Source organism: Streptomyces sp. NPDC031670, from assembly GCF_055580545.1.
Genome location: NZ_JBVILC010000004.1, coordinates 332,654 through 352,355, shown reverse-complemented (window position 1 = coordinate 352,355; position 19,702 = coordinate 332,654). Strand labels below are relative to the sequence as shown.

Below are 19,702 nucleotides of genomic sequence, written 5' to 3'. Positions count from 1 at the left end.
GCGGAGTCGACGGGTTCACGCCAAATCTGCCGCCCGAGCGGTCGCGGTCCTTCGAGCGCAGGTCAGCACGCGGGTCGTGCTGCCGTCCTCCTCGGTGATGTCGCGGACGTGCGCGAAGCCGAGGCGGTCGAGGAGGACCAGGGACGCCTTGTTCGGTTCGGCCACGGTGGCGTGCACCTCGGTCAGTCCGAGGGTGTCGAACCCGTACGAGACGACGGCCCGCGCCAGCTCCAGACCGAGGCCCTGGCCCCATGCCCCGGGGGCGAGCGCGTAGATGATCTCGTGTCCGCCGACCTGCTCGGTCCACTTGATCTCGGCGTGGCCCACCAGCCGCCCCTCCCGGCGCACGGCCCACACGTCGAACCGTTCCTCCGGGTAGACCCGGGTGAAGACCCGTCCGAACAGGGCCCGGTCCTCGGCCTCGGAGGCGGGCCCGTCGCCCATCCACCGGGACACCCGTGTGTCCTGGAAGAGCGCGACGAAGTCCTCCTCGTCCGCGGGGGTGTACCGCTCCAGGAGCAGCCGTTCGGTACGCAGGGTCGGGGAGGTGGCGGGTGTCGGGGTCACGGGCGGCGACGCTATCCGTGCCCACTCGGACCGGCAAACGCATTTCCGGGCGCGGGACGGCACCGGACGGCGCCCCAAGGCACCGGACGGCACCGGAGGCACGGGACGGCACCGGAAGGTGCCGCACGCCCCGCCTCCGCCCGTGCCCGCTAGAGGTGCGCCGCGGTCATCGCCATCGCGAGCACGATGGTCACCAGGGCCAGGCTCATCATGGCCGCCCGGGCCGGGCTCATGGGGCCGCCCTCCCACCCCGCGCCGGGGCCGGTGTGCTCCGAGGGCCCCCGGTCCGCCTCGCGCAGCCGGGTGCACCATTCGCAGTCGAATCCGGGGCGGGCCGGCGTGGACAGCCAGTAGGCCCCGGTCAGTTCGGCCCGGTGCGAGGTCTCCGGGCCGTGTACAGCGTCCCTGTCCATGCCCGGTTCAACGGCGCGACGCGGCCACGGGAATGCGTACGTCCCGTTTCGCGATCAAATCGTTGCCCGCGAGCATGCCGCGAGGGGCGTACACGAGAGCGTTCTCCGCCCCTTTGCACGCCCTTGGCGGGGCGATTCTGGCCGGGGGTTCACTGGTGGCGTGCGCGCCGGGCCTGCGATGCTGACGGCAGGGCCTCGAAGCGGCCACGCCGGTCCGTCGGTACGGCCGCGCGCGTGCCGGGACGCAGGGCTCCCCTCCCACTGCGTCCCCGGCACCCGGTGCCCGCTCCGCCGGCAGCGGAGCGGGCACCGACGACCCGCCCCGAAGGCTCGGCGGATCAGCCGAGGAACGCGTCCACGCTCGCCACGAACCGTTCGGCGTCGTCGAGCCACGGGAAGTGCCCGGCTCCCTTCTGGACGACCAGCTCGGCGTGCGCGAAGACATCGGCCAGCTCGCTCATCGCGGGGGGCGGCGAGTTGAGGTCGACCTCCCCGGCCAGCACCAGGACGGGCGCGTCGAGCTCCGCGAGAGCCGACCGCGTGGCCGGGGGGTCGAACGCGCCCTCGCCGCCGAAGGCCGCCGCCGCCGCGCCGTTCTTCTGCCCGTCCTCCGCGGCCCGGTGCGCCCGGGCCGTCGCGTCCCAGCGGCCGTACCAGAAGGGGGCGACGGCCTGCCAGGCGTCGTCCGTCGCCTGCCCCGCGAAGATCGCCTCCAGAGCCGCGAAAGCCTCCGGGAACCACGGCTCTCCCCGGCGCAGCAGCGCCGTCTCGCGCCGGGTCTCGCCCGTGACCGTGATGCCCACCGCGCTGACGCTCGGCGTGATGAGGGCGAGCCTGCCCAGGCGCTCCGGATGACGCTCCGCGTACCGCATGGCCAGATTCGTCCCGGCCGAGTGCGCGAGCAGGTCCACGCGGTCCAGGCCCAGGTGTTCGCGCAGCGCCTCGACGTCGTCGACGAGCCGGTCGCAGCGGTACGAGGCGGCGTCCCGGGGAATCGGCGACTCGCCGGTGCCCCGGAGGTCCAGGACGATCAGCCGCCGGTGCGCGGAGAGGCCACCGAGGTCCCCCAGGTAGGCGGAGGCCTGCATGGGGCCGCCGGGCAGACAGATCAGCGGCGGTCCGTCCCCGTGGACGTGGTAGGCGAGTTCGGTTCCGTCGTACGCGGAGAAGGTGGAAGGCATGGCCGCGACCTTCTCAGGGACGCGGAGGCCGGGCAACCGCATTGATCCGCCGGCGGCGGGCCGTCGAGGCGCACGGTGTGCCCGGACCTCCTCCCGGGCCCTACTTGTCGCCCCGGGCGTCCGCGTCGGCCTCCGCCGCCGCCGACTCCGCCGCGCCGACCTTCCGCTCCATCTGCCGCTCCTTGCCCGAGGGGGAGTCGGAGGCGGTGTGGGAGGGGGAGCAGGCCGCGGCGAGCGCGACGGTCAGGGCCGTGGCCGCCAGCGCGTGCGGGAGGGTGCGCAGCCGCATCACTTGGTTCCGTTGCCGTTGGCCGCGCACCAGGCGGCCACGTCCTTGAGGTCCTTCTGCCGCTGCTGAAGCGTCGTCACCATCCCCTTTCGGTGGGTGAGTTTGTCGTTGAGGTACGTCTCGACGGCGGTGTGGCCCTCCTTCTTGGCGTTGTCCACCCGCTGTTGCAGCCGGGCCACCGAACCCACGGTGGTCGCACCGCCGTTGAGCCGGGCGAGGGCGCGGTCGAGGCGCGCCGCGACCTTGGGGGCGCGCTTGCAGAGGCCCTTGGCTCCGTCGGTCGTGGGCGCCTCGGCCGTGGTGCGCGGCGCCTTGGAGGGGGTGGAGTCGGCGAAGGCGCTGGGGGCGGTGACGGTGAGGACGGCGGTCGCGGCCAGCGCGGCGACGGCCATCCGGCGGCGGGGCGGGAAGGGTGTGTTCATGGGAGCTGCCTCCTGGTCACAGGATCGGTTCGGACGACCGGAGGCTAGGAAGGGTCTTTGTGGAAACTCTGTGACCGGGCAGCCGTGAGGGTGAGCCAGTCCCGCCTGTACGGCAGCGCCCCGCCCTGCGACGGGGCGGCCGTGGGCAGCCGTACCGTACAGCGGGTCCCTTGCCGGCCCGGCCCCTCGCCGAGCTCGACGGTCCCGCCGTGCAGCGCGGCCTGCTGGGCGGCCAGGGTGAGGCCGAGCCCGGAGCCGGTGCTGCCGGGGCCCCGGTGGAAGCGGCGGAACACCTCCCGGCGGGCTGCGGGATCGATGCCCGGGCCGCGGTCGTCCACGGTGACCACCACCTGCCCGTCGTCGCTGCGGACCGTCACCGCGATGTCGGCCCGGCCCCGCGCGTCCCTGCCGTGGGCGAGCGCGTTGCCGAGGAGGTTGTCGAGCAGGATCCGGATCCCGGGCTCCCAGCAGTGCACCGGGGCGGGCTCCGCGGCCAGGGTGATCCGGGCGTCCGGTGCCCGCCGCCTGGCCTCGGCCACCGCCGCGTCCGCCGGCTCCGCCAGGTCCAGCACCCGGAACGCGTCCGGCTCCACGAGGTCACCGCGGCCCAGCTCCCGCAGCGCGACCAGCAGGGCGAGCAGCCGCGCGTGATCGGCCCGCAGGTCCTCGACGACCGTGGCGCGCTCCGCCTCGGGCAGTCCGGGAAGGGCCAGGACATCGAGGTTGGTGCCCATGCTCATCAGCGGATTGCGCAGCTCGTGTGAGGCGGCCGAGGAGAAGGAGCGGGCGGTGTCCAGCGCCTGCGCGGTGCGGGCGGCCTGTTCGTCGTAGCGGGCGAGGACGGTCTGGAGGGTGGCGGCCAGATCGTCGACCTCGGTGACCCGGGTCGGCCGGTGCTCCAGCCGGGCCGCGCTCGTACGGGGATCGAGGCCCGCCGCGCTGCTGCGCAGCCGGCGCAGCGGGCGGGTCGCTCCGCCGGCGACGGCCCACGCCAGGAGCGCGGAGAGCGGGGCGGCGAGCAGCGCGGTGGTCACCGTCCGTCTGCGGACGACGCCGAGCTGGTCCCGGCCGGCGGTGTCGGGCGCGAACACCCACAGCGTGCCGGACACCTGCGGCCCCCGCACCGGCAGTGCGTAGGCACGCCAGCCGCGCCCCGCGCCGCGCACGGTCACCGGCACCTTCACGGTGTGCGGCAGCGGGACGGACGCGTCGGGCTGCGGGCCGCCGCTGAACGTGCCGTCGGGGCCGGTCAGCCGTACGCCCACGTCGAGCGCGGAGGTGAGGAGCCGGCGCCGGCGGTTCTCCTCGGCGGTGGGCTGGTCCTTGGCGGCGGCCCGCAGCAGCGTGCGGGCGTCGTGCGAGAGCGCGGTGGCCCGGGTCCGCAGATGGCTGTCCTCCGCGCGGTGCAGATCGCGGGCGACGAGGGTCAGCAGCAGCCAGCCGCAGGCCAGGACGAGGACCGGGACGACCACCCCCACCGCGAGGGCGATCCGGGTGGACAGTCTCACGGCCGCTCCCGCAGGACGAAACCCACGCCGCGCACGGTGTGGACGAGACGGGGGGCGCCGTCCGCCTCCAGTTTGCGGCGCAGATAGCTGACGAAGGTGTCGACCGCGTCGGTGCGTACGTCGACGTCGTACCCCCAGACCCGCTCCAGCAGCTGGTCGCGGGTGAGGACCAGGCCGGTGTTGCGGGCGAGGACTTCGAGGAGTTCGTACTCGCGCCGGGTGAGGTCGAGGAGGTGGCCGTCGCGGTGTGCGGTACGGGCCGCGGGGTCGATGACGAGACCGCAGGCGCGGACCATGTCGTGGTCCGCGGGCGGGCGCCGGCGCAGCAGCGCGTGCAGCCGCAGCACCAGTTCCTGGAGCGCGAACGGTTTGACCAGGTAGTCGTCGCCGCCCGCCTGGAGTCCGGCGATGCGGTCGGCGGTCTCGTCGAGCGCCGACAGCATCAGCACGGGGAGGTCGTGACCGGCGCCGCGCAGGGCCGTGCACACCTCGATGCCGTTCATGCCGGGCATGGACACGTCGAGTACCAGGACATCGGGGGGCGCCTGGGCGACGGCGGCGAGCGCGGCGCGTCCCCCGTCGGCGGTGCGCACCCGGAAGCCGCTGAGCCGCAGGCCCCGCTCCAGCGAGCGGCGTACGGCATCGTCGTCGTCGACCACCAGGACGTCCCCGGGACGGCTCGGACCGCTCATCCGCCTCACCCTCACTCCACGCGACCGCCCCTCGCGCGGCGGCGGGGGCCAGGGTACGACGCCTGCCTGTGGACGCCCGGGCGGGTGGCGCGGCTGCTGCCGAGCGGGCAGGGGGGCGCCGCGCGCGCCCCGGTCCGTCCTACGGGCTCAAAATGCCGTGCGTACCGGACGTGCCGCGGCCTACGCTCGCGGCCATGACATCACATGATCAGCAGCAGGGCTCCGCCATTTCGGCTGCCGGGGGTACGGCCCCCGACGGCGAGCTGGTGATCCGTCAGGAGACGGACGCGGAGCACGAGTTGGTGCGTGAGGTGCACGCGCGCGCGTTCGGGCCCGGACCCGTGCCCGCCCTCGTGGAGGCGCTGCGCACGGCCCCGGCGCCGCTGGCACCGAGCTCCTTCGTCGCGGCCCTCGGCGGGCGGGTGGTCGGGCACGTGATGCTGAGCGCGGCACGGCTGGACGCTCCGCGCCGCCTCGTGGACGTCATGACGCTCTCACCGCTCGGCGTACACCCCGACGTCCAGCGCCGGGGCATCGGCGCCCGCCTGATCGAGCACGCGCTCGCGGCGGCGGACGAGCGGGGAGTGCCGCTGGTGTTCCTGGAGGGGTCGCCGGTGTACTACCGCACGCGCGGCTTCGAGGCGGCGAGCCCGCTCGGCTTCCGCCCGCCGTCCCTGCGCATCCCCGACCCCGCCTTCCAGGTGGCCCGGCTGTCCGCGCACGAGCCGTGGATGACGGGCACCCTCGTCTACTCGGACACCTTCTGGGCCCTGGACTGCGTGGGTCTGCGCGACCCCGAGGCCTGAACGGGCCGCGCCGTGAAGTCCCTGGGGCCCGCCGACCGGCGGGCCCTTTCGTGTGCCCGCGCTTTCGGAGCCACCCCACAGGAACCCACAACACCCCAGCGGACCGGGCCCCTTGACGCCCCTCGCCGGTCTTCCTAGTGTTTGCTGCTGCTCAGTTGAGTTTGCTTGTGATCGAAAATGTGCGTGCATGTAGTTGTTTCCCTGCCAGAGAGGGTCGCACCACGATGAGATCCCTTCCCCGCGCCCTGCTCGCGGTCCTGCTGCTCTGTCTGTCACTCACCACCGTTCCGCAGGCGGCCGGCGCGGCACGCGCCGCTCCCCGGGCCGCCGCCGCCAACACCGACATCACCGTCGACGGAGCCTCCCCCGGCCGGGTCTTCGACGGCGTCGGGGCGATCAGCGGAGGCGGCGGCAACACACGGCTGCTGCTCGACTACCCCGAGCCGCAGCGCGGCCAGATCCTCGACTACCTCTTCAAGCCCGGTTACGGGGCCGCCCTGCAGATCCTCAAGGTCGAGGTCGGCGGCGACACCAACTCGACCGACGGCGCCGAGTCCTCCATCGAGCACACCCGGGGCAGCGTCAACTGCTCCAACGGGTACGAGTGGTGGCTGATGGAGCAGGCCAAGGCCCGCAACCCCGGCATCAGACTCGCGGCACTCTCCTGGGGCGCGCCCGGCTGGGTGGGCAACGGCAGCTTCTGGTCCCAGGACATGATCGACTACCTGGTGGCCTGGCTCGGCTGCGCCAAGCAGCACCACCTCACCATCGACTACCTCGGCGGCTGGAACGAGCGCGGCTTCAACGCCGCCTGGTACAAGAACCTGCACGCCACCCTCGCCGCCCAGGGGTACGCCACCAAGGTCGTCGGCGCCGACGACGGCTGGCAGATCGCCACCGCCATGCGCGGCGACAGCGCGCTCAACGACGCCGTGGACATCGTGGGCGCCCACTATCCGTGCGGCTACATGTCCGCCATGACCAGCTGCTCGACCACCCCGGACGCGCTGGCCACCGGCAAACAGCTCTGGGCGAGCGAGAACGGCTCCGAGGACGCGGCCACCGGCGCGGTGCCGATGGCCCGTGCCATCAACCGCGGCTATCTGGACGCCCGGATGACCGCCTTCATCAACTGGCCGGTGGTGGCCGCGCTCTACCCCAACCTCTCGTTCAACAGCATGGGCCTGGTGACGGCCAACCAGCCCTGGTCGGGGGCGTACAGCGTGGACCGCAGTGCCTGGGCGACCGCGCAGACCACCCAGTTCACCGCGCCGGGCTGGCAGTACCTCGACACCGCCTCCGGCTACCTCGGCGGCAACCGCTCCAACGGCAGCTACGTCAGCTACGCCGCGCCGGGCAGGTCCGCCTGGTCCACCGTGTTCGAGACGATGGACGCGTCCGCGGAGCAGACCGTGACGCTGAAGGTGTCCGGCGGGCTGCCCGGCGGCGCCCTGCACGTGTGGTCCACCGACTTCTCCACCAACGGCGCCACCGCCCATCTGGTGCCCGAGCCCGACCTCACCGCCACCTCGGGCACCTACCGGCTCACGCTCCGGCCCGGCCACCTCTACACCGTCACCACCACGACCGGGCAGGGCGCGGGCACGGCCGCCGCGCCGCAGCGCGCCCCGCTCTCCCTGCCGTACGCGGACACGCTCGCCGGGACCGCCACCGGACAGGAGGCGCGGTACCTCGCGTCGATGAACGGCGCCTTCGAGACCGCGCCCTGCGCGGGCGGGCGCACCGGCCGCTGTCTGCGCCAGCAGGCCCCCACCACCCCCATCCGCTGGACGAACGAGTCCAGGCCCCAGCCCTACGCCCTGCTGGGCGATGTGAACTGGACCGACTACACCGTCCGTACGGACGCGCTGCTGGAACAGCCGGGAGCGGTCGAACTGCTCGGCCGGGTCGGCACCCAGGGCCGCAACAACAACGGCCTCAACGCCTACCACCTGCGCGTCGCGGACACCGGCGCCTGGTCGCTGCTGCGCACCGACACCGCCTGGTCCGCCACCACCCTGGCGAGCGGCACGGTCACGGCGCCCGGTCTGAAGACCTGGCACACCCTGGCCCTCACCTTCCAGGGCGCCACCATCACCGCCAAGCTCGACACGGCCACCCTCGCCACCGTCACCGACAGCGGCTACGGTGCCGGTCAGATCGGTCTGGGCACCGCGGGCTACTACGGCGCCCAGTTCGCCGACCTGAGCATCACGCCCGGTACGACGGCGCCGCTCGACGGCACGTACCAGCTCGTCAACGCCAACAGCGGCCAGCTCCTGGACGCCTCCGGGCAGGGCACCGCCGACGGCACCCCGGTCATCCAGTGGTCGGGCAACGGGGGGACCAACCAGCAGTGGCGGCTCGCCTCGACGGGCGACGGCTACTACACCGTCACCGGCGTGGCCAGCGGCAAACGCCTCGACGTGCCCGACCGGAGCGTGGTGCCGGGAGCCCAGCTCAACCTGTGGACCGCCAACGGCGGACCCAACCAGCAGTGGCGCGTCACCCCCGGGAACGGCGGCTGCCACACCCTGGAGTCCCGCCTCGACGGCCATCTCGCGGACGTGAGCGGCGGCTCCCTCGTCCTGGGCGCCCAGGTGATCCAATGGCCCGCGAACGGGGCCGCCAACCAGTGCTGGAGGCTGGTCAAGGTGGGCTGACCGGCGGGCCCGGCGGCGGGCCGATTTGGGGAACACTTGACCTCGACTTAACTAGAGGTCGTACGTTCCTCGTATGAGTATGGAAACCACCGCGTGGACACAGCTCCACAACGTCATCACCGCGCAGCAGGAACGACGACCGTTCAACCGCGCCACCCTGCGACGCATCGCTGTGTTCGCGCGGCCCCACCGCCGCCGTATCGCCCTGTTCCTCGTGCTCAGCATCGCCACGGCGCTCCTGGCGGTGGCCACCCCGCTCCTCGCCGGGCGCGTCGTCAACGCGATCGTCGGCGGCGAGGAGACGGGGACCGTCACCCGGCTGGCCCTGCTGATCGCCGTGATCGCGCTCGCCGAGGCGGCCCTGGGCGTGGTCGGCCGATGGCTGTCCGCGACGCTCGGCGAAGGCCTCATCCTGGACCTGCGCACGGCCGTCTTCGACCACGTCCAGCGCATGCCGGTCGCCTTCTTCACCCGCACCCGCACCGGCGCCCTGGTCAGCCGCCTCAACAACGACGTCATCGGCGCCCAGCGCGCCTTCAGCAACACCCTCTCCGGTGTGGTCAGCAACCTGGTGACGCTGCTGCTCACCCTCGCCGTGATGCTCGGCATCTCCTGGCAGATCACCCTGCTCGCGCTGGTCCTGCTGCCCGTCTTCGTCCTGCCCGCGCGCCGCATGGGCACCCGCATGGCCCGGCTCCAGCGCGAGGCCGCCGAGCACAACGCCGCCATGGGCACCCGGATGACCGAACGGTTCTCGGCGCCCGGCGCGACCCTGGTCAAGCTCTTCGGGCGGCCCGCCGACGAGTCCGCCGAGTTCGCCGCCCGCGCCGGCCGGGTCCGTGACATCGGTGTCCGTACGGCGATGGCGCAGTCCGCCTTCATCACCGCCCTCACCCTCGTCTCCGCCCTCGCGCTCGCCCTGGTCTACGGACTCGGCGGCTACTACGCCCTGCACGGCGAGCTCGAAGCGGGCGCGGTCGTCTCCCTCGCCCTGCTCCTCACCCGTCTGTACGCCCCGCTCACCGCGCTCGCCGGGGCCCGGGTGGAGGTCATGAGCGCGCTCGTCAGCTTCGAGCGGGTCTTCGAGATCCTGGACCTCAAGCCCCTCATCGCGGAGAAGCCGCAGGCCGAGAAGGTGCCCGACGGGCCGGTCTCCGTCGAGTTCGACGACGTGCGGTTCGGCTACCCCTCCGCCGACAAGGTCTCGCTCGCCTCCCTCGAAGAGGTCGCGAGCCTCGACACCCGAGGGGGCGCCGAGGTGCTGCGCGGCATCTCCTTCCGCGCCGAGCCCGGCCAGATGGTCGCCCTGGTGGGCTCCTCCGGCGCCGGCAAGTCGACGGTCGCCCAACTCCTGCCGCGGCTGTACGACACCGACTCCGGGGCGGTACGCCTCGGCGGCGTGGACGTCCGGGACCTGAGCGCCGACTCGATCCGCGACACCATCGGCATGGTCACCCAGGACGGCCACCTCTTCCACGAGTCGGTCCGCGCCAACCTGCTGCTCGCCCGCCCGGACGCGGCCGAGGAGGACCTCTGGGACGCCCTGCGCCGGGCCCGCCTGGACGGCCTGGTCGCCTCCCTGCCCGACGGGCTCGACACCGTCGTCGGCGAACGCGGCTACCGGCTCTCCGGCGGCGAGCGCCAGCGCCTGACGATCGCCCGGCTGCTCCTCGCCCGCCAGCGCGTCGTCATCCTCGACGAGGCCACCGCCCACCTCGACAACACCTCCGAAGCGGCCGTGCAGGAGGCACTCGGCGAGGCCCTGGAGGGCCGCACCGCGGTCGTGATCGCCCACCGCCTCTCCACGATCCGGTCCGCCGACCTCATCCTCGTGGTGGAGGACGGCCGCATCGTGGAACGCGGCACCCACGACGAACTGCTCGCCCGCGAGGGCCGCTACCAGGAGCTCTACCGCACCCAGTTCGCCCGCCCGGGGGGTACGCACGCCGAGCTGGGCTGACTCGGCCCGCTCCACCGCGAACGGCCCGGGGCCGGTCGGCCCGTCTCCACCCGCGGGCGGCCCGGCCGGTCCCGCCTGCCGGCGAAATCCGGCGAGGCCCCGACGGCTCGCACCAAGGCTCGACGGGGCGCAGACTGAAGGTGTCCCCTCGGGGGCCGCCTCTCGGGCACCCGGAGGCCGCCATGCGTGCCGCACTGAGAATCCTCGTAGTCGGGGCCACGGCCCTCGGTCTGCCACTGCCGGCGGTGGCATCGGGTATGGCCGCGGCAGCGGCCACGAGCTGCGCGACCACATACGAACTGCCCGTCGTGGCGGGGTACGAGGGCCGGTACACCGAGCGCGGCGCGAGCCCTTATCAGCCCACCTGTTCCGTGTTCACCAATACGTCACGGGATGACGCCGTGCTGCTGATCCGCAGTCAGAACGGCGATGTCGACTCCACGTCCGCGAGTCCCACTCTCACCCAGTGGGCCGCCGACAGCGCCAGGCAGGCCGCGCAGGACTTCGTGGCGCCCGGCGAGACGGTCGTTCTGCCGGGCGAGTCGGTCGTCCTCAACTACCGCGGGCAGAGCCGGTTCACGGTCTCGGTGGCGAACATCCGGATCAACGCGGCGAGCAAGCTGGCCGACGGCATCGTCTCGTACGGCATCAAGAGGGCGCGTGCGGCGGGGCTCGACAAGATCGAGAACCGGATCAACCTCCAGACCAACATCGTGGCGTGTGCCCAGGGGGCGAGCGACGCGTGGAGCCGGGCTCGCGAGGGTCAAACGCTTCCCGATCTCGCACTTGTGCTTCAGCAGACCGAACAGGCCGTGTCCGGACCGTGCAGGACGGCCTACGACACGATCAAGGACTTCGACGCCAGGGCCCCCGAACCCCGCGCCTCGAAACCGTGGCAGGAGGCCCTGGAGCGGGCACGTGTCTTCAACCGCTCCTACTGGGAGAACGCCCTGCACGAAGCCGCGACCGCGCCCCTCAGTGAGCTGCTCCTCCGTATCCACCGCTGACCTGCTCCAGAGGCCATCGCGCAGTCCCTGCCGCACTACTGGTAGGAAACCTTCCGATCCGCTACGCTCCCCGGCGGTGGCTTGGCGCGGTGCCCGTCCCCCGTGGGTATGACGCGCTCAGCGAGAGCTCTGACCCGGCTGCCGTGGCGCCGCCCCCTGCCGAAGAGGCCGGGGGGCGGGGCCGCGCAACGGTGTCCAGCTCTCGCCGTCACCCACCCACGGAGTCCAGGTATGCGCCTGAACACCCCACCCCCACTCCGCCTCCCAGGGGGCAGGACCCTCACCCTCCCGCTCGTCCTCGCCGCCGTGCTCGTCCTCCTCGGAGGTCTGCTGCTCGCCTGGCCCGGACGGGCCGGAGCCGCCGCCGACCCCCTCATCTCGCGCGGGAAGCCCGCCACCGCCTCCTCCACCGAGACCTCCTCCCTCGCCGCCGCCAACGCCTTCGACGGCGACAGCGCCACCCGCTGGGCCAGCGCCGAGGGCAAGGACCCGCAGTGGATCCGCGTCGACCTCGGCGCCACCGCCACCGTCAGCCGGGTCAGACTCAGCTGGGAGGCCGCCTACGCCAAGGCCTACCGCGTCGAGGTGTCCCAGGACGGCGCGTCCTGGACCCCGCTCGTCGAGGAGAAGGCGGGCAACGGCGGCACCGACGACTTGACCGCGCTGTCCGGCAAGGGCAGATACCTGCGCGTCTACGGCACCGCACGCGCCACCTCGTACGGCTACTCGCTCTACGAGGCCGAGGTGTACGGCACCGTCGACGGCGGCCCGCCGCCCGGCGGGGCCTTCACCGTGGTCGCGGCCGGTGACATAGCCGCCCAGTGCACCGCCTCCGACAGCGGCTGCGCCCACCCCAGGACCGCCGCCCTCGCCCAGCGGATCGACCCGAAGTTCTACCTGACGATGGGCGACAACCAGTACGACGACGCCCGCATAGCCGACTACCGCGCCTACTACGACAAGACCTGGGGGGCCTTCAAGGCCAAGACCCATCCCATCCCGGGCAACCACGAGACATACGACCCGGCGGGGTCGCTGGCCGGCTACAAGGCGTACTTCGGCAGCATCGCCTACCCGCAGGGCAAGAGCTACTACAGCTTCGACGAAGGCAACTGGCACTTCATCGCCCTCGACTCCAACTCCTTCGACCAGTCCGCGCAGATCAACTGGCTCAAGGCCGACCTCGCCGCCAACAGCAAGCAGTGCGTCGCGGCCTACTGGCACCACCCCCTGTACTCGTCCGGCGGCCACGGCAACGACCCGGTCTCCAAGCCCGTCTGGAAGCTCCTCTACGGGGCCAGGGCCGACCTCGTCCTCAACGGACACGACCACCACTACGAGCGGTTCGCGCCGCAGGACCCCGACGGCAGGGCGACCGCCGACGGCATCGTGGAGATCGTGGGCGGTATGGGCGGCGCCGAGCCGTACCCGATCGAGCAGGTCCAGCCCAACAGCCAGAAGCGGATCAGCGGCCAGTACGGCGTGCTGAAGCTGGAGTTCACCGACTCCGGCTACGGGTGGACCTACGTCGGCACCGACGGGCAGGTCAAGGACACCAGCCCGAAGTACGGCTGCCACTGATGTACCTGGCCACCACCGGCCGTCCGGACGCGCCGCCCAGCACCTCGGGTGCCGGGCGGCGCGTCCCCGGCACCGTCCTCGCGCTCGGCGCGGTCAGCCTCGTCACCGATGTCTCCTCCGAGATGGTCACGGCGGTGCTGCCGCTCTACCTGGTCCTCGGCCTCGGCCTCTCCCCGCTCCAGTTCGGCTTCCTCGACGGCATGTTCAACGGCGCCACCGCGCTCGTACGGCTGCTCGGCGGGCGGCTCGCCGACCGCGGCGGCCGGCACAAGCGGGTGGCCGGCGCCGGCTATCTGCTCTCCGCGCTCTCCCGGCTCGGGCTGCTCCTCGCCGGCGGCGCCACCGCCGGCATCGCCGCGGCCCTCGCCGCCGACCGGCTCGGCAAGGGCATCCGCACCGCCCCGCGCGACGCCCTCATCTCCCTCAGCGGCCCGCCGCAGACGCTCGGCCGCTCCTTCGGCGTGCACCGCGCCATGGACACCACGGGCGCGCTCCTCGGGCCCCTCGCCGCCTTCGCCGTGCTCCAGGCGGCCACCGACGCCTACGACGCGGTGTTCGTCGTCAGCTTCTGCACCGGACTGCTGGGCGTGCTCCTGCTCGCCGTCCACGTCCCCGGCGCCTCCCGTACGGCGCCCGCCCCCGTGACCGCCCGCCCCCGCACGGCACTGCGCGACCCGGTCTTCCGCCGGGTGCTGTACGCGACCGCCCTGCTCGGCGCCGCCACCATCGGGGACTCCTTCGTCTACCTGCTGCTCCAGCGCGGCCTCGACCTGCCGACCGCCCTGTTCCCACTGCTGCCCCTCGGCCCGGCCGCGGGCTATCTGCTGCTCGCCGTCCCGGTGGGCCGGATCGCCGACCGGACCGGGCGGCGGCTGCCGTTCCTGCTCGGGCACGCGGCCCTGCTCGGCGCGTACGCCCTGCTGCTCGCCCCGCTCGCCTGGCCGACCGCCGTCGCCGTACTCGCCCTCCTCGGCGTCTTCTACGCCGCCACGGACGGGGTGCTGATGGCCCTCGCCGGGCCCCTGCTGCCCGTACGCGGCCGTGCGGGTGGCCTCGCGGTGCTCCAGACCGGTCAAGCGCTCGCCCGGCTCCTGGGCGCGGCCGGTTTCGGGGCCGCCTGGACCCTGTGGGGGCAGCGGCCCGCGCTGTGGCTGGCGGGGTCGGTGCTCGCCGCCGCGCTCCTGGCCGCCTGGCGCGTCCTGCCCGCTCCCGCTCCCGCTCCCGTACCCGCCCCGGAGGCTTCGTGAGGCCCGTCCACCGCCGTCTGCGGCTCGCCCTGGTCGTCGTCGCCGTGCTCCTGCTGGCGGGCGGCTCCCTCGGGTACGTCCTGCACGCCCGGCACCGCGACCGCCCCGCCCAACAGGCCGAGGCCGACGGTTCGTTCGGGCTCGACGTGCCCGGTCTGTACTTCCGCGATACGGCCACCGGACGGGTCGCGCGGCTGGCGGGCGAAGGGGCGGAGCGCGTCAGCGGCGGCCCGTCCTGCGAGCGCTTCTACGCGGCGGGCGAACGCGCCCTGTGCCTGCGCAAACTGCCGGGCCTGCCCGCCCGTACCCAGGCGCTCGTGCTGGACCGCCGGCTGCGGGAGGTGCGGCGGCTGACCGTGCCCGGCATCCCCAGCCGGGCCCGTGTCTCCGCCTCGGGGCAGTTGCTGTCCTGGACCGCGTTCGCCGTCGGCGACTCGTACGCCGCCTCCGGATTCTCCACCCGGACCTCCATCCTGGACCTGCGCACCGGTTACCTGATCAAGTCCATCGAGGACATCCCGCTGACCGTCGACGGCGCCCGCTACCACGCGCCGGACGTCAACTACTGGGGCGTCACCTTCGCGCGCGACGACAACCGCTTCTACGCCACCGTCTCCAGCCGGGGCCGTACCCGGCTCGTCGAGGGCGACCTGCGCCACTGGTCGGCGAAGGCGCTGCGGGAGAACGCCGAATGTCCCTCGCTGTCACCGGACGGGACCCGCCTGGCCTTCAAGAAGAAGGTCTCCCGCGACCCCCGGGCGCCGTGGCGGCTGTACGTCCTCGATCTGGCGAGCATGCGCGAACACCCGCTGGCCGAGCCGCACAGCGTCGACGACCAGGCCGCGTGGCTGGACGGCACGACCGTGGGCTACGCGCTGCCGGGACGCGGTGGGCGCGCCAGTGACATCTGGTCCGTCCCGGCGGACGGCACCGGCCGGCCCCGGCTGCTGGCGGCCGGCGGCTCCTCCCCGGTGGCCGTCCGGTGAGCGTCACGGCCGGGCGGGGACGTACGGGGTGCCGTCGGCGGAGGTGACGGCGATCGTGCTGGTGCGACCGCCCGGCTCGATGCGGATGACCGGGATGGCCTTGTCCCGGGGCCCGCCGTCGCCGTCGACGGAGATCCAGCCGCTGGCGCCCGCCACCGCCGCGCCCCCGCGCAGCGCGGCGAGCGTCCGGTGGACGTCGGTGGCCGTCGGGTCGGACACCGCCGGGGTCGTGCGCAGCGCCCTGGTGGCGAGCAGCACCGTGTCGTACATCATGATGGCCCGCCCGTCGTCGAGCCCCGAGCCGGGGAACGCGGCGGCGAACGTGCCGTCGCGGAAAGGGGCCACGGCCCGCGGGGCGAACGCGCGCGGCGCCACGTCCCACGCCCCGGGGTGCGCGAGCCCGGTGTACACGAGGTCGATCCGGCCGGTGCGCAGCGCCGCGGCCAGCTCCCGCGGGCCGAAGCCGTCCGTGCGCACCACCTGGGTGGTGTCGTCGCCGGAGAAGACGGTCAACGGACGGTCCCGGCAGGGCCGTTCGGCGAGCGCGGTGAGGAACGCGGGCAGTGAGGTGCCGCGCCCCGCGAAGTAGACGACGTCCGGCCGGGCGGCACACAGCTCGCCGCTCTGGCGGCGGAAGGTGTCGGCGGTGCCGGGCGCCGCGGAGTCGAACAGCAGGGCGCCCGCCGGCCGGCCCGCGGGCATCCGGGCGCGGAACTGCGTGGCCAGCGTGCTGGTGTACTGGTCGCCCGCCGCGACGTCCTCGACGAGCAGGAGCCGGGCACGGGCGCTGTCCCCCGTCGAAAGGAACCGTACGGCGGCGGCGGCCTGGTCGGCGTTGGCGGGCGCGACCCGGAGCAGACCGGGCGTCCCCGCCCAGGAGTCGGCGGTGAGCACCGAGCCGAACGCGGGCAGCCCCGCGGCGGTCAGCTCCCCGACCATGTCCTGGCTGGAGGCAGTGCTGCCGCCGAGGCCGACGGCGGCCACGATGTGCTCGGCCCGTCGGCGCCGGAGCACCTGCCCCACCGTGTACGCGCGCTGCTCGGAGCTGCCGCCGGTCTGGGCGACCAGCACCCTGATCCCCGGCCCGGCGCCGGGTTCCCGGTTGGCCCCGCGCTGCGCGAGATAGGCGCCCTCCAGGTCGTGCCGGACGCTCGCCATCATGCTGGTTCCGTCGTACTCGGCGGTGATGGGCGTCAGATAGACGACGGAGGCGTACGGCCGGGCGCCCCGCCCGGTGGAGGCCTCGACGACCCGGCGGTTCTCGGCCCGGATCAGCTTCAGGACCGGCGTCAGGTCGCTGTCGGAGGAGCGCGCCGGCCCCGGCCGGGCGAACGTGCCGGTGAGCAGACCGACACAGGTGCGCTTCGCGCCCTCGCCGATGGCGCGCTGACCGGTGGCGCAGCCGTGGCCGCCGGACAGCACGGCGAAGGGCGGGGCGTCGGCCCCGGTCAGCAGGGCGGCGAGCAGGGCGAGGGTGGCCGGCGCCGCACCGCGCCACCGGCCGCGCGCCGGGCGCGAGGGATCGACGGTGTGTCGGGCCTCCCCGGCCCGGGTGGCCAGGCGCAGCACCTCGTCCAGAAGGGGCCGCCGACCGGGGTCCTTGTCCAGGCAGCGCATGAGGAGGGCGTGCAACGAGCGGGGCACACCGGTGAGATCGGGCTGCTCGTGCACCACGGCGAACGCGGCGGCGATCGGCTCCGCGCCCGCCGCCTCGGCGTCCTCGAACGGACTGCGGCCGATTGCCGCGAACGCCAGCACGGAACCCAGCGCGAACACATCGGTGGCGCAGGAGACGCGGTACGGCCCGCACAGCTGCTCGGGCGCCATGAACGCCGGGGTGCCGACCATCGCGCCGGTGCGGGTCAGCGCGCGGCTCTCCGACACCGCCTTGGCGATCCCGAAGTCGATCACGCGGGCGCCGTCCTCGGCGAGCAGGACGTTGCCGGGCTTCAGGTCCCGGTGCACGATCCCCTGACGGTGGATGTCGCGCAGCGCCTCGGCCAGCTGGCCCGCCAGCCGGGCGATGTCGGCCACCGGCAGTGGACCGCCCGAGCCCACCCGCGCGGCCAGTGACTCGGCCGGTACGTACTGGGTGGCAAGCCAGGGCGGGTCGCCGTCGGGGGCCGCGTCCACCACCGAAGCGGTGAACGCGCCGCTGACCTTGCGGGCCGCCGCCACCTCGCGGCGGAAGCGGGCCCTGAAGTGCGGATCGTCGGCGTACTCGGGCCGGATCACCTTCAGTGCGACCTGGCGCCCGGTCGGGCTGCACGCGAGGTACACCACGCCCATCCCGCCGGCGCCCAGCCGCCGTTCCAGGGTGAACTCCCCGATCCGCCGCACCAGGACAACATAGCGAAGCGGGGAGGCCGCGCGTGCTCAGCCGTGGGAGACCGTGAGTTTGTAGAAGCCGACGCGGGCGCCCCTGGTGGTGCTGTCGGAGGACGACTGGTTGTACGAACCGGCCTTGAAGTACTGCTTGTAGCCGTTGAACGACGACGGGATGGCGTAGTGGGTCGTCGTGCCGTTGACGGTGAGGTCGATCGTGTGGCCGCCCGACACGCCGATCGTGTAGCTCCACGTCTTGCCGACCGCCACGTGCCCCACCGTGTGCGGGGTCTGGCCACCCGACGGGGAGTTCTCGGTACCGAGGACGATGTCGCCACTGGACCGGTAGTACAGCTCCAGCAGCGGCTTGGTGGACGAGCCGCCGGTGCCGAGGTGGATCTGGCCCACGCAGACGTTCGACGTCACGGAGACCACGCGCAGGGTCGCGTCGAGCCGGTGGGTGCCGCTCAGCGGCCAGTTGGCGGCGCTGCCGTCGCGGTTCGTCTCGCGCAGCTCGGAGCGGGCGTAGTTCGAGTTGGGGGTGGTGACGCCCTTCTCCGGCGCCCAGAACGTCATCGCGCCGTCGCGGGTGTCGGTGTGGAAGTACGCGTCCTGGAAGCCGTTGGCCCCCTGGAGCCGGGACGACGGGATCGTGGTCGGCGCGCCGGGCGAGCCGACCGGCTCCTGGAGCTGCCACACGGAGAGGTCGAAGTTGCCGCCCGGCGCGACCGACGGGTCGGCGAGAGCGCCGGTGGTGGTGGCCGAGGCGCTGGGCGCGAGCAGGGCGAGACCACCGGCGGCGGTTGCGGCGGTCACGTATATGAGCAGGGAGCGGATGCGCATGGGGGGCGTCCTGTCGTGTGGGGGGACAGATGCTCGGTTCGGGGCGCGGATTCGAGCCGCAGGTTCATATGGATGAACCTTGTGTGGTGACGTGAACTCGGAGAACCGTAGAGCTCCGGGATGGCCGCGTCAATGGCTGGGAAACGACGGGAAGTTCCTCCCGCCGGAACGCCCAACGGCCTTCCCCGCCCCGACGCAAGGTGGTGTTCCCGGTCATTTCGCGGCCGGTTGGCGGCTTCGGTGCCTTCCGACGGGCCGGTGGCCCTACCCTGCGCGTGTTCCCGACCGCCCGCCGGGGCGGTGGGGGTGGTCGGCCGGCATGAGGGGGGACGGATCGGTGTCCGACGGGGGAGTGGGGGCGGGGGAGGCCCCGGCCGTGGCGGCGGGCGGGTCACGGTACGAACCGGGAGGCCAGCCGTGGCGGGGCGCCGCGGTGGAGTGTGCGCTCACCGCGGTCATGATGTTCGTGGTGGTCACGACGGTGCGGTGGCTGCTCGATCCCGGCTCACCGGTCTTCATCGCGGATCTGCGCCTCGCGCTGGGCGTGGTCGGGGCGCTGGTCGCCGTGCTGCTGGTGGGGCTGATCACCAGCCCGCCGGGCCGCCGTTCGGGCGCCCACCTGAACCCGGCCGTGAGTGTGACCTTGTGGCTGATGCGCGTGTTCCCGGCGCGCGCGGTGTTTCCTTACGCGGTAGGGCAGTTGGCCGGAGGGCTGGCCGGGACCGCGCTGGCCCGGCTGGTGTGGGGGCCGGTGCTCCAGTCGGCCGCTCTCAGCGACGGACTGGCCCGCCCGGCCCCCGGCCGCTCCTCCCTGGCCGTCTTCGTCCTGGAAGCGGCGAGCTTCACGGCGGTGGCCCTGCTGATCGGCTTCTTCGTCGCCCACCCCGGGCTCGCCCGGCCCATGCCGTACGCCGTGGGGCTGGTGGTCGGCCTGATCATCGCGCTGCTCGGCCCGGTGAGCGGCGGGTCGGCCAACCCGGCCCGCCAGCTCGGCCCCGCGGCCGTCTCGGGCACCACCACCGCCCTGTGGGCCTACCTCACGGCGCCGCTGCTGGGGGCCGCCCTGGGTGCTCTGGCCCATCGGGGGTACGTGCTGGCACGCGCCAAACCCATTACGCACGGGCGTGGTTGACGGACCGGCAGCTACGAGGCCCCCCGCCCCGGGGAGAAATTCTCCGTGCGTCGACCGACGGCCTGCGTACCATGCGGACC

Annotated in this window: 17 protein-coding genes; 8 read left to right on the top strand and 9 right to left on the bottom strand. The window is 73.5% G+C overall.

Annotation, left to right across the window (positions count from 1 at the left end; all coding sequences use genetic code 11):
* Positions 1 to 15: 15 nt before the first annotated feature.
* The 7 genes from ACZ5ID_RS11115 to ACZ5ID_RS11085 form a co-directional block, all read right to left on the bottom strand.
* Positions 16 to 567 carry a GNAT family N-acetyltransferase gene (locus ACZ5ID_RS11115; protein WP_468895932.1) on the bottom strand — a complete coding sequence of 184 codons (552 nt, stop codon included), beginning with the start codon at positions 565 to 567 and terminating at the stop codon, positions 16 to 18.
* A gap of 149 nt (positions 568 to 716) precedes the next feature.
* On the bottom strand, positions 717 to 980 hold the full coding sequence (locus ACZ5ID_RS11110) for a hypothetical protein (RefSeq protein ID WP_468895929.1): 264 nt from the start codon (positions 978 to 980) through the stop codon (positions 717 to 719).
* Between the two features lie 338 nt (positions 981 to 1,318).
* A complete protein-coding gene (locus tag ACZ5ID_RS11105) occupies positions 1,319 to 2,161 on the bottom strand; it encodes an alpha/beta fold hydrolase (protein ID WP_468895926.1) in 843 nt (280 codons plus the stop codon).
* 100 nt (positions 2,162 to 2,261) lie between these two features.
* A complete protein-coding gene (locus ACZ5ID_RS11100) occupies positions 2,262 to 2,450 on the bottom strand; it encodes a hypothetical protein (RefSeq protein ID WP_468895924.1) in 189 nt (62 codons plus the stop codon).
* A complete protein-coding gene (locus ACZ5ID_RS11095) occupies positions 2,450 to 2,872 on the bottom strand; it encodes a hypothetical protein (protein WP_468895922.1) in 423 nt (140 codons plus the stop codon). The genes ACZ5ID_RS11100 and ACZ5ID_RS11095 overlap by 1 nt, the downstream gene beginning before the upstream one ends.
* Positions 2,873 to 2,916: 44 nt before the next feature.
* Positions 2,917 to 4,380, bottom strand: a complete 1,464-nt coding sequence (locus ACZ5ID_RS11090; RefSeq protein ID WP_468895920.1) for a sensor histidine kinase — start codon at positions 4,378 to 4,380, stop codon at positions 2,917 to 2,919.
* The gene (locus ACZ5ID_RS11085; RefSeq protein ID WP_468895918.1) at positions 4,377 to 5,072 is read right to left on the bottom strand and encodes a response regulator transcription factor; all 696 of its coding nucleotides are present in this window, start codon (positions 5,070 to 5,072) and stop codon (positions 4,377 to 4,379) included. Before ACZ5ID_RS11085 ends, ACZ5ID_RS11090 begins: the two co-directional genes overlap by 4 nt.
* A 266-nt stretch (positions 5,073 to 5,338) precedes the next feature.
* Between ACZ5ID_RS11085 and ACZ5ID_RS11080 the strand changes: the two genes are divergently transcribed.
* The 7 genes from ACZ5ID_RS11080 (at position 5,339) to ACZ5ID_RS11050 (ending at position 15,322) form a co-directional block, all read left to right on the top strand.
* Positions 5,339 to 5,878, top strand: a complete 540-nt coding sequence (locus tag ACZ5ID_RS11080; RefSeq protein ID WP_468896192.1) for a GNAT family N-acetyltransferase — start codon at positions 5,339 to 5,341, stop codon at positions 5,876 to 5,878.
* A 224-nt stretch (positions 5,879 to 6,102) separates the two neighbouring features.
* Entirely contained in the window at positions 6,103 to 8,541 is a 2,439-nt protein-coding gene (locus tag ACZ5ID_RS11075) for an RICIN domain-containing protein (RefSeq protein ID WP_468895916.1), read from the top strand.
* 73 nt (positions 8,542 to 8,614) lie between these two features.
* Complete coding sequence (locus tag ACZ5ID_RS11070) at positions 8,615 to 10,501, top strand: ABC transporter ATP-binding protein (protein ID WP_468895914.1); 1,887 nt, start codon at positions 8,615 to 8,617, stop codon at positions 10,499 to 10,501.
* A gap of 257 nt (positions 10,502 to 10,758) precedes the next feature.
* Positions 10,759 to 11,508: a hypothetical protein gene (locus tag ACZ5ID_RS11065; RefSeq protein WP_468895912.1), complete on the top strand. Its 750-nt coding sequence runs from the start codon at positions 10,759 to 10,761 to the stop codon at positions 11,506 to 11,508.
* 231 nt (positions 11,509 to 11,739) lie between these two features.
* Entirely contained in the window at positions 11,740 to 13,089 is a 1,350-nt protein-coding gene (locus ACZ5ID_RS11060; RefSeq protein WP_468895909.1) for a discoidin domain-containing protein, read from the top strand.
* Positions 13,089 to 14,336 carry an MFS transporter gene (locus ACZ5ID_RS11055; protein ID WP_468895906.1) on the top strand — a complete coding sequence of 416 codons (1,248 nt, stop codon included), beginning with the start codon at positions 13,089 to 13,091 and terminating at the stop codon, positions 14,334 to 14,336. Before ACZ5ID_RS11060 ends, ACZ5ID_RS11055 begins: the two co-directional genes overlap by 1 nt.
* Positions 14,333 to 15,322: a TolB family protein gene (locus tag ACZ5ID_RS11050; protein WP_468895903.1), complete on the top strand. Its 990-nt coding sequence runs from the start codon at positions 14,333 to 14,335 to the stop codon at positions 15,320 to 15,322. Before ACZ5ID_RS11055 ends, ACZ5ID_RS11050 begins: the two co-directional genes overlap by 4 nt.
* A 3-nt stretch (positions 15,323 to 15,325) precedes the next feature.
* On the opposite strand, the gene ACZ5ID_RS11045 is transcribed toward ACZ5ID_RS11050, so the two are convergent.
* Both ACZ5ID_RS11045 and ACZ5ID_RS11040 read right to left on the bottom strand, forming a co-directional pair.
* Positions 15,326 to 17,662: a protein kinase domain-containing protein gene (locus tag ACZ5ID_RS11045; protein ID WP_468895899.1), complete on the bottom strand. Its 2,337-nt coding sequence runs from the start codon at positions 17,660 to 17,662 to the stop codon at positions 15,326 to 15,328.
* Between the two features lie 36 nt (positions 17,663 to 17,698).
* The gene (locus ACZ5ID_RS11040; RefSeq protein WP_468895896.1) at positions 17,699 to 18,490 is read right to left on the bottom strand and encodes a polysaccharide lyase family 7 protein; all 792 of its coding nucleotides are present in this window, start codon (positions 18,488 to 18,490) and stop codon (positions 17,699 to 17,701) included.
* Positions 18,491 to 18,827: 337 nt separating this feature from the next.
* Here ACZ5ID_RS11040 and ACZ5ID_RS11035 point away from each other — a divergent pair, with 337 nt between their 5' ends.
* Positions 18,828 to 19,622 (top strand): MIP/aquaporin family protein, encoded by a 795-nt coding sequence (locus tag ACZ5ID_RS11035; RefSeq protein ID WP_468895893.1) that lies wholly within the window; start codon positions 18,828 to 18,830, stop codon positions 19,620 to 19,622.
* Positions 19,623 to 19,702 lie beyond the last annotated feature (80 nt).

Coding starts and splice junctions, on each gene's coding strand:
- ACZ5ID_RS11110 (WP_468895929.1), bottom strand. CDS start 980: ATGGACAGGGACGCTGTACACGGCCCGGAGACCTCGCACCGGGCCGAA.
- ACZ5ID_RS11105 (WP_468895926.1), bottom strand. CDS start 2,161: ATGCCTTCCACCTTCTCCGCGTACGACGGAACCGAACTCGCCTACCAC.
- ACZ5ID_RS11100 (WP_468895924.1), bottom strand. CDS start 2,450: ATGCGGCTGCGCACCCTCCCGCACGCGCTGGCGGCCACGGCCCTGACC.
- ACZ5ID_RS11095 (WP_468895922.1), bottom strand. CDS start 2,872: ATGAACACACCCTTCCCGCCCCGCCGCCGGATGGCCGTCGCCGCGCTG.
- ACZ5ID_RS11085 (WP_468895918.1), bottom strand. CDS start 5,072: ATGAGCGGTCCGAGCCGTCCCGGGGACGTCCTGGTGGTCGACGACGAC.
- ACZ5ID_RS11075 (WP_468895916.1), top strand. CDS start 6,103: ATGAGATCCCTTCCCCGCGCCCTGCTCGCGGTCCTGCTGCTCTGTCTG.
- ACZ5ID_RS11070 (WP_468895914.1), top strand. CDS start 8,615: ATGAGTATGGAAACCACCGCGTGGACACAGCTCCACAACGTCATCACC.
- ACZ5ID_RS11065 (WP_468895912.1), top strand. CDS start 10,759: ATGGCCGCGGCAGCGGCCACGAGCTGCGCGACCACATACGAACTGCCC.
- ACZ5ID_RS11060 (WP_468895909.1), top strand. CDS start 11,740: ATGCGCCTGAACACCCCACCCCCACTCCGCCTCCCAGGGGGCAGGACC.
- ACZ5ID_RS11055 (WP_468895906.1), top strand. CDS start 13,089: ATGTACCTGGCCACCACCGGCCGTCCGGACGCGCCGCCCAGCACCTCG.
- ACZ5ID_RS11040 (WP_468895896.1), bottom strand. CDS start 18,490: ATGCGCATCCGCTCCCTGCTCATATACGTGACCGCCGCAACCGCCGCC.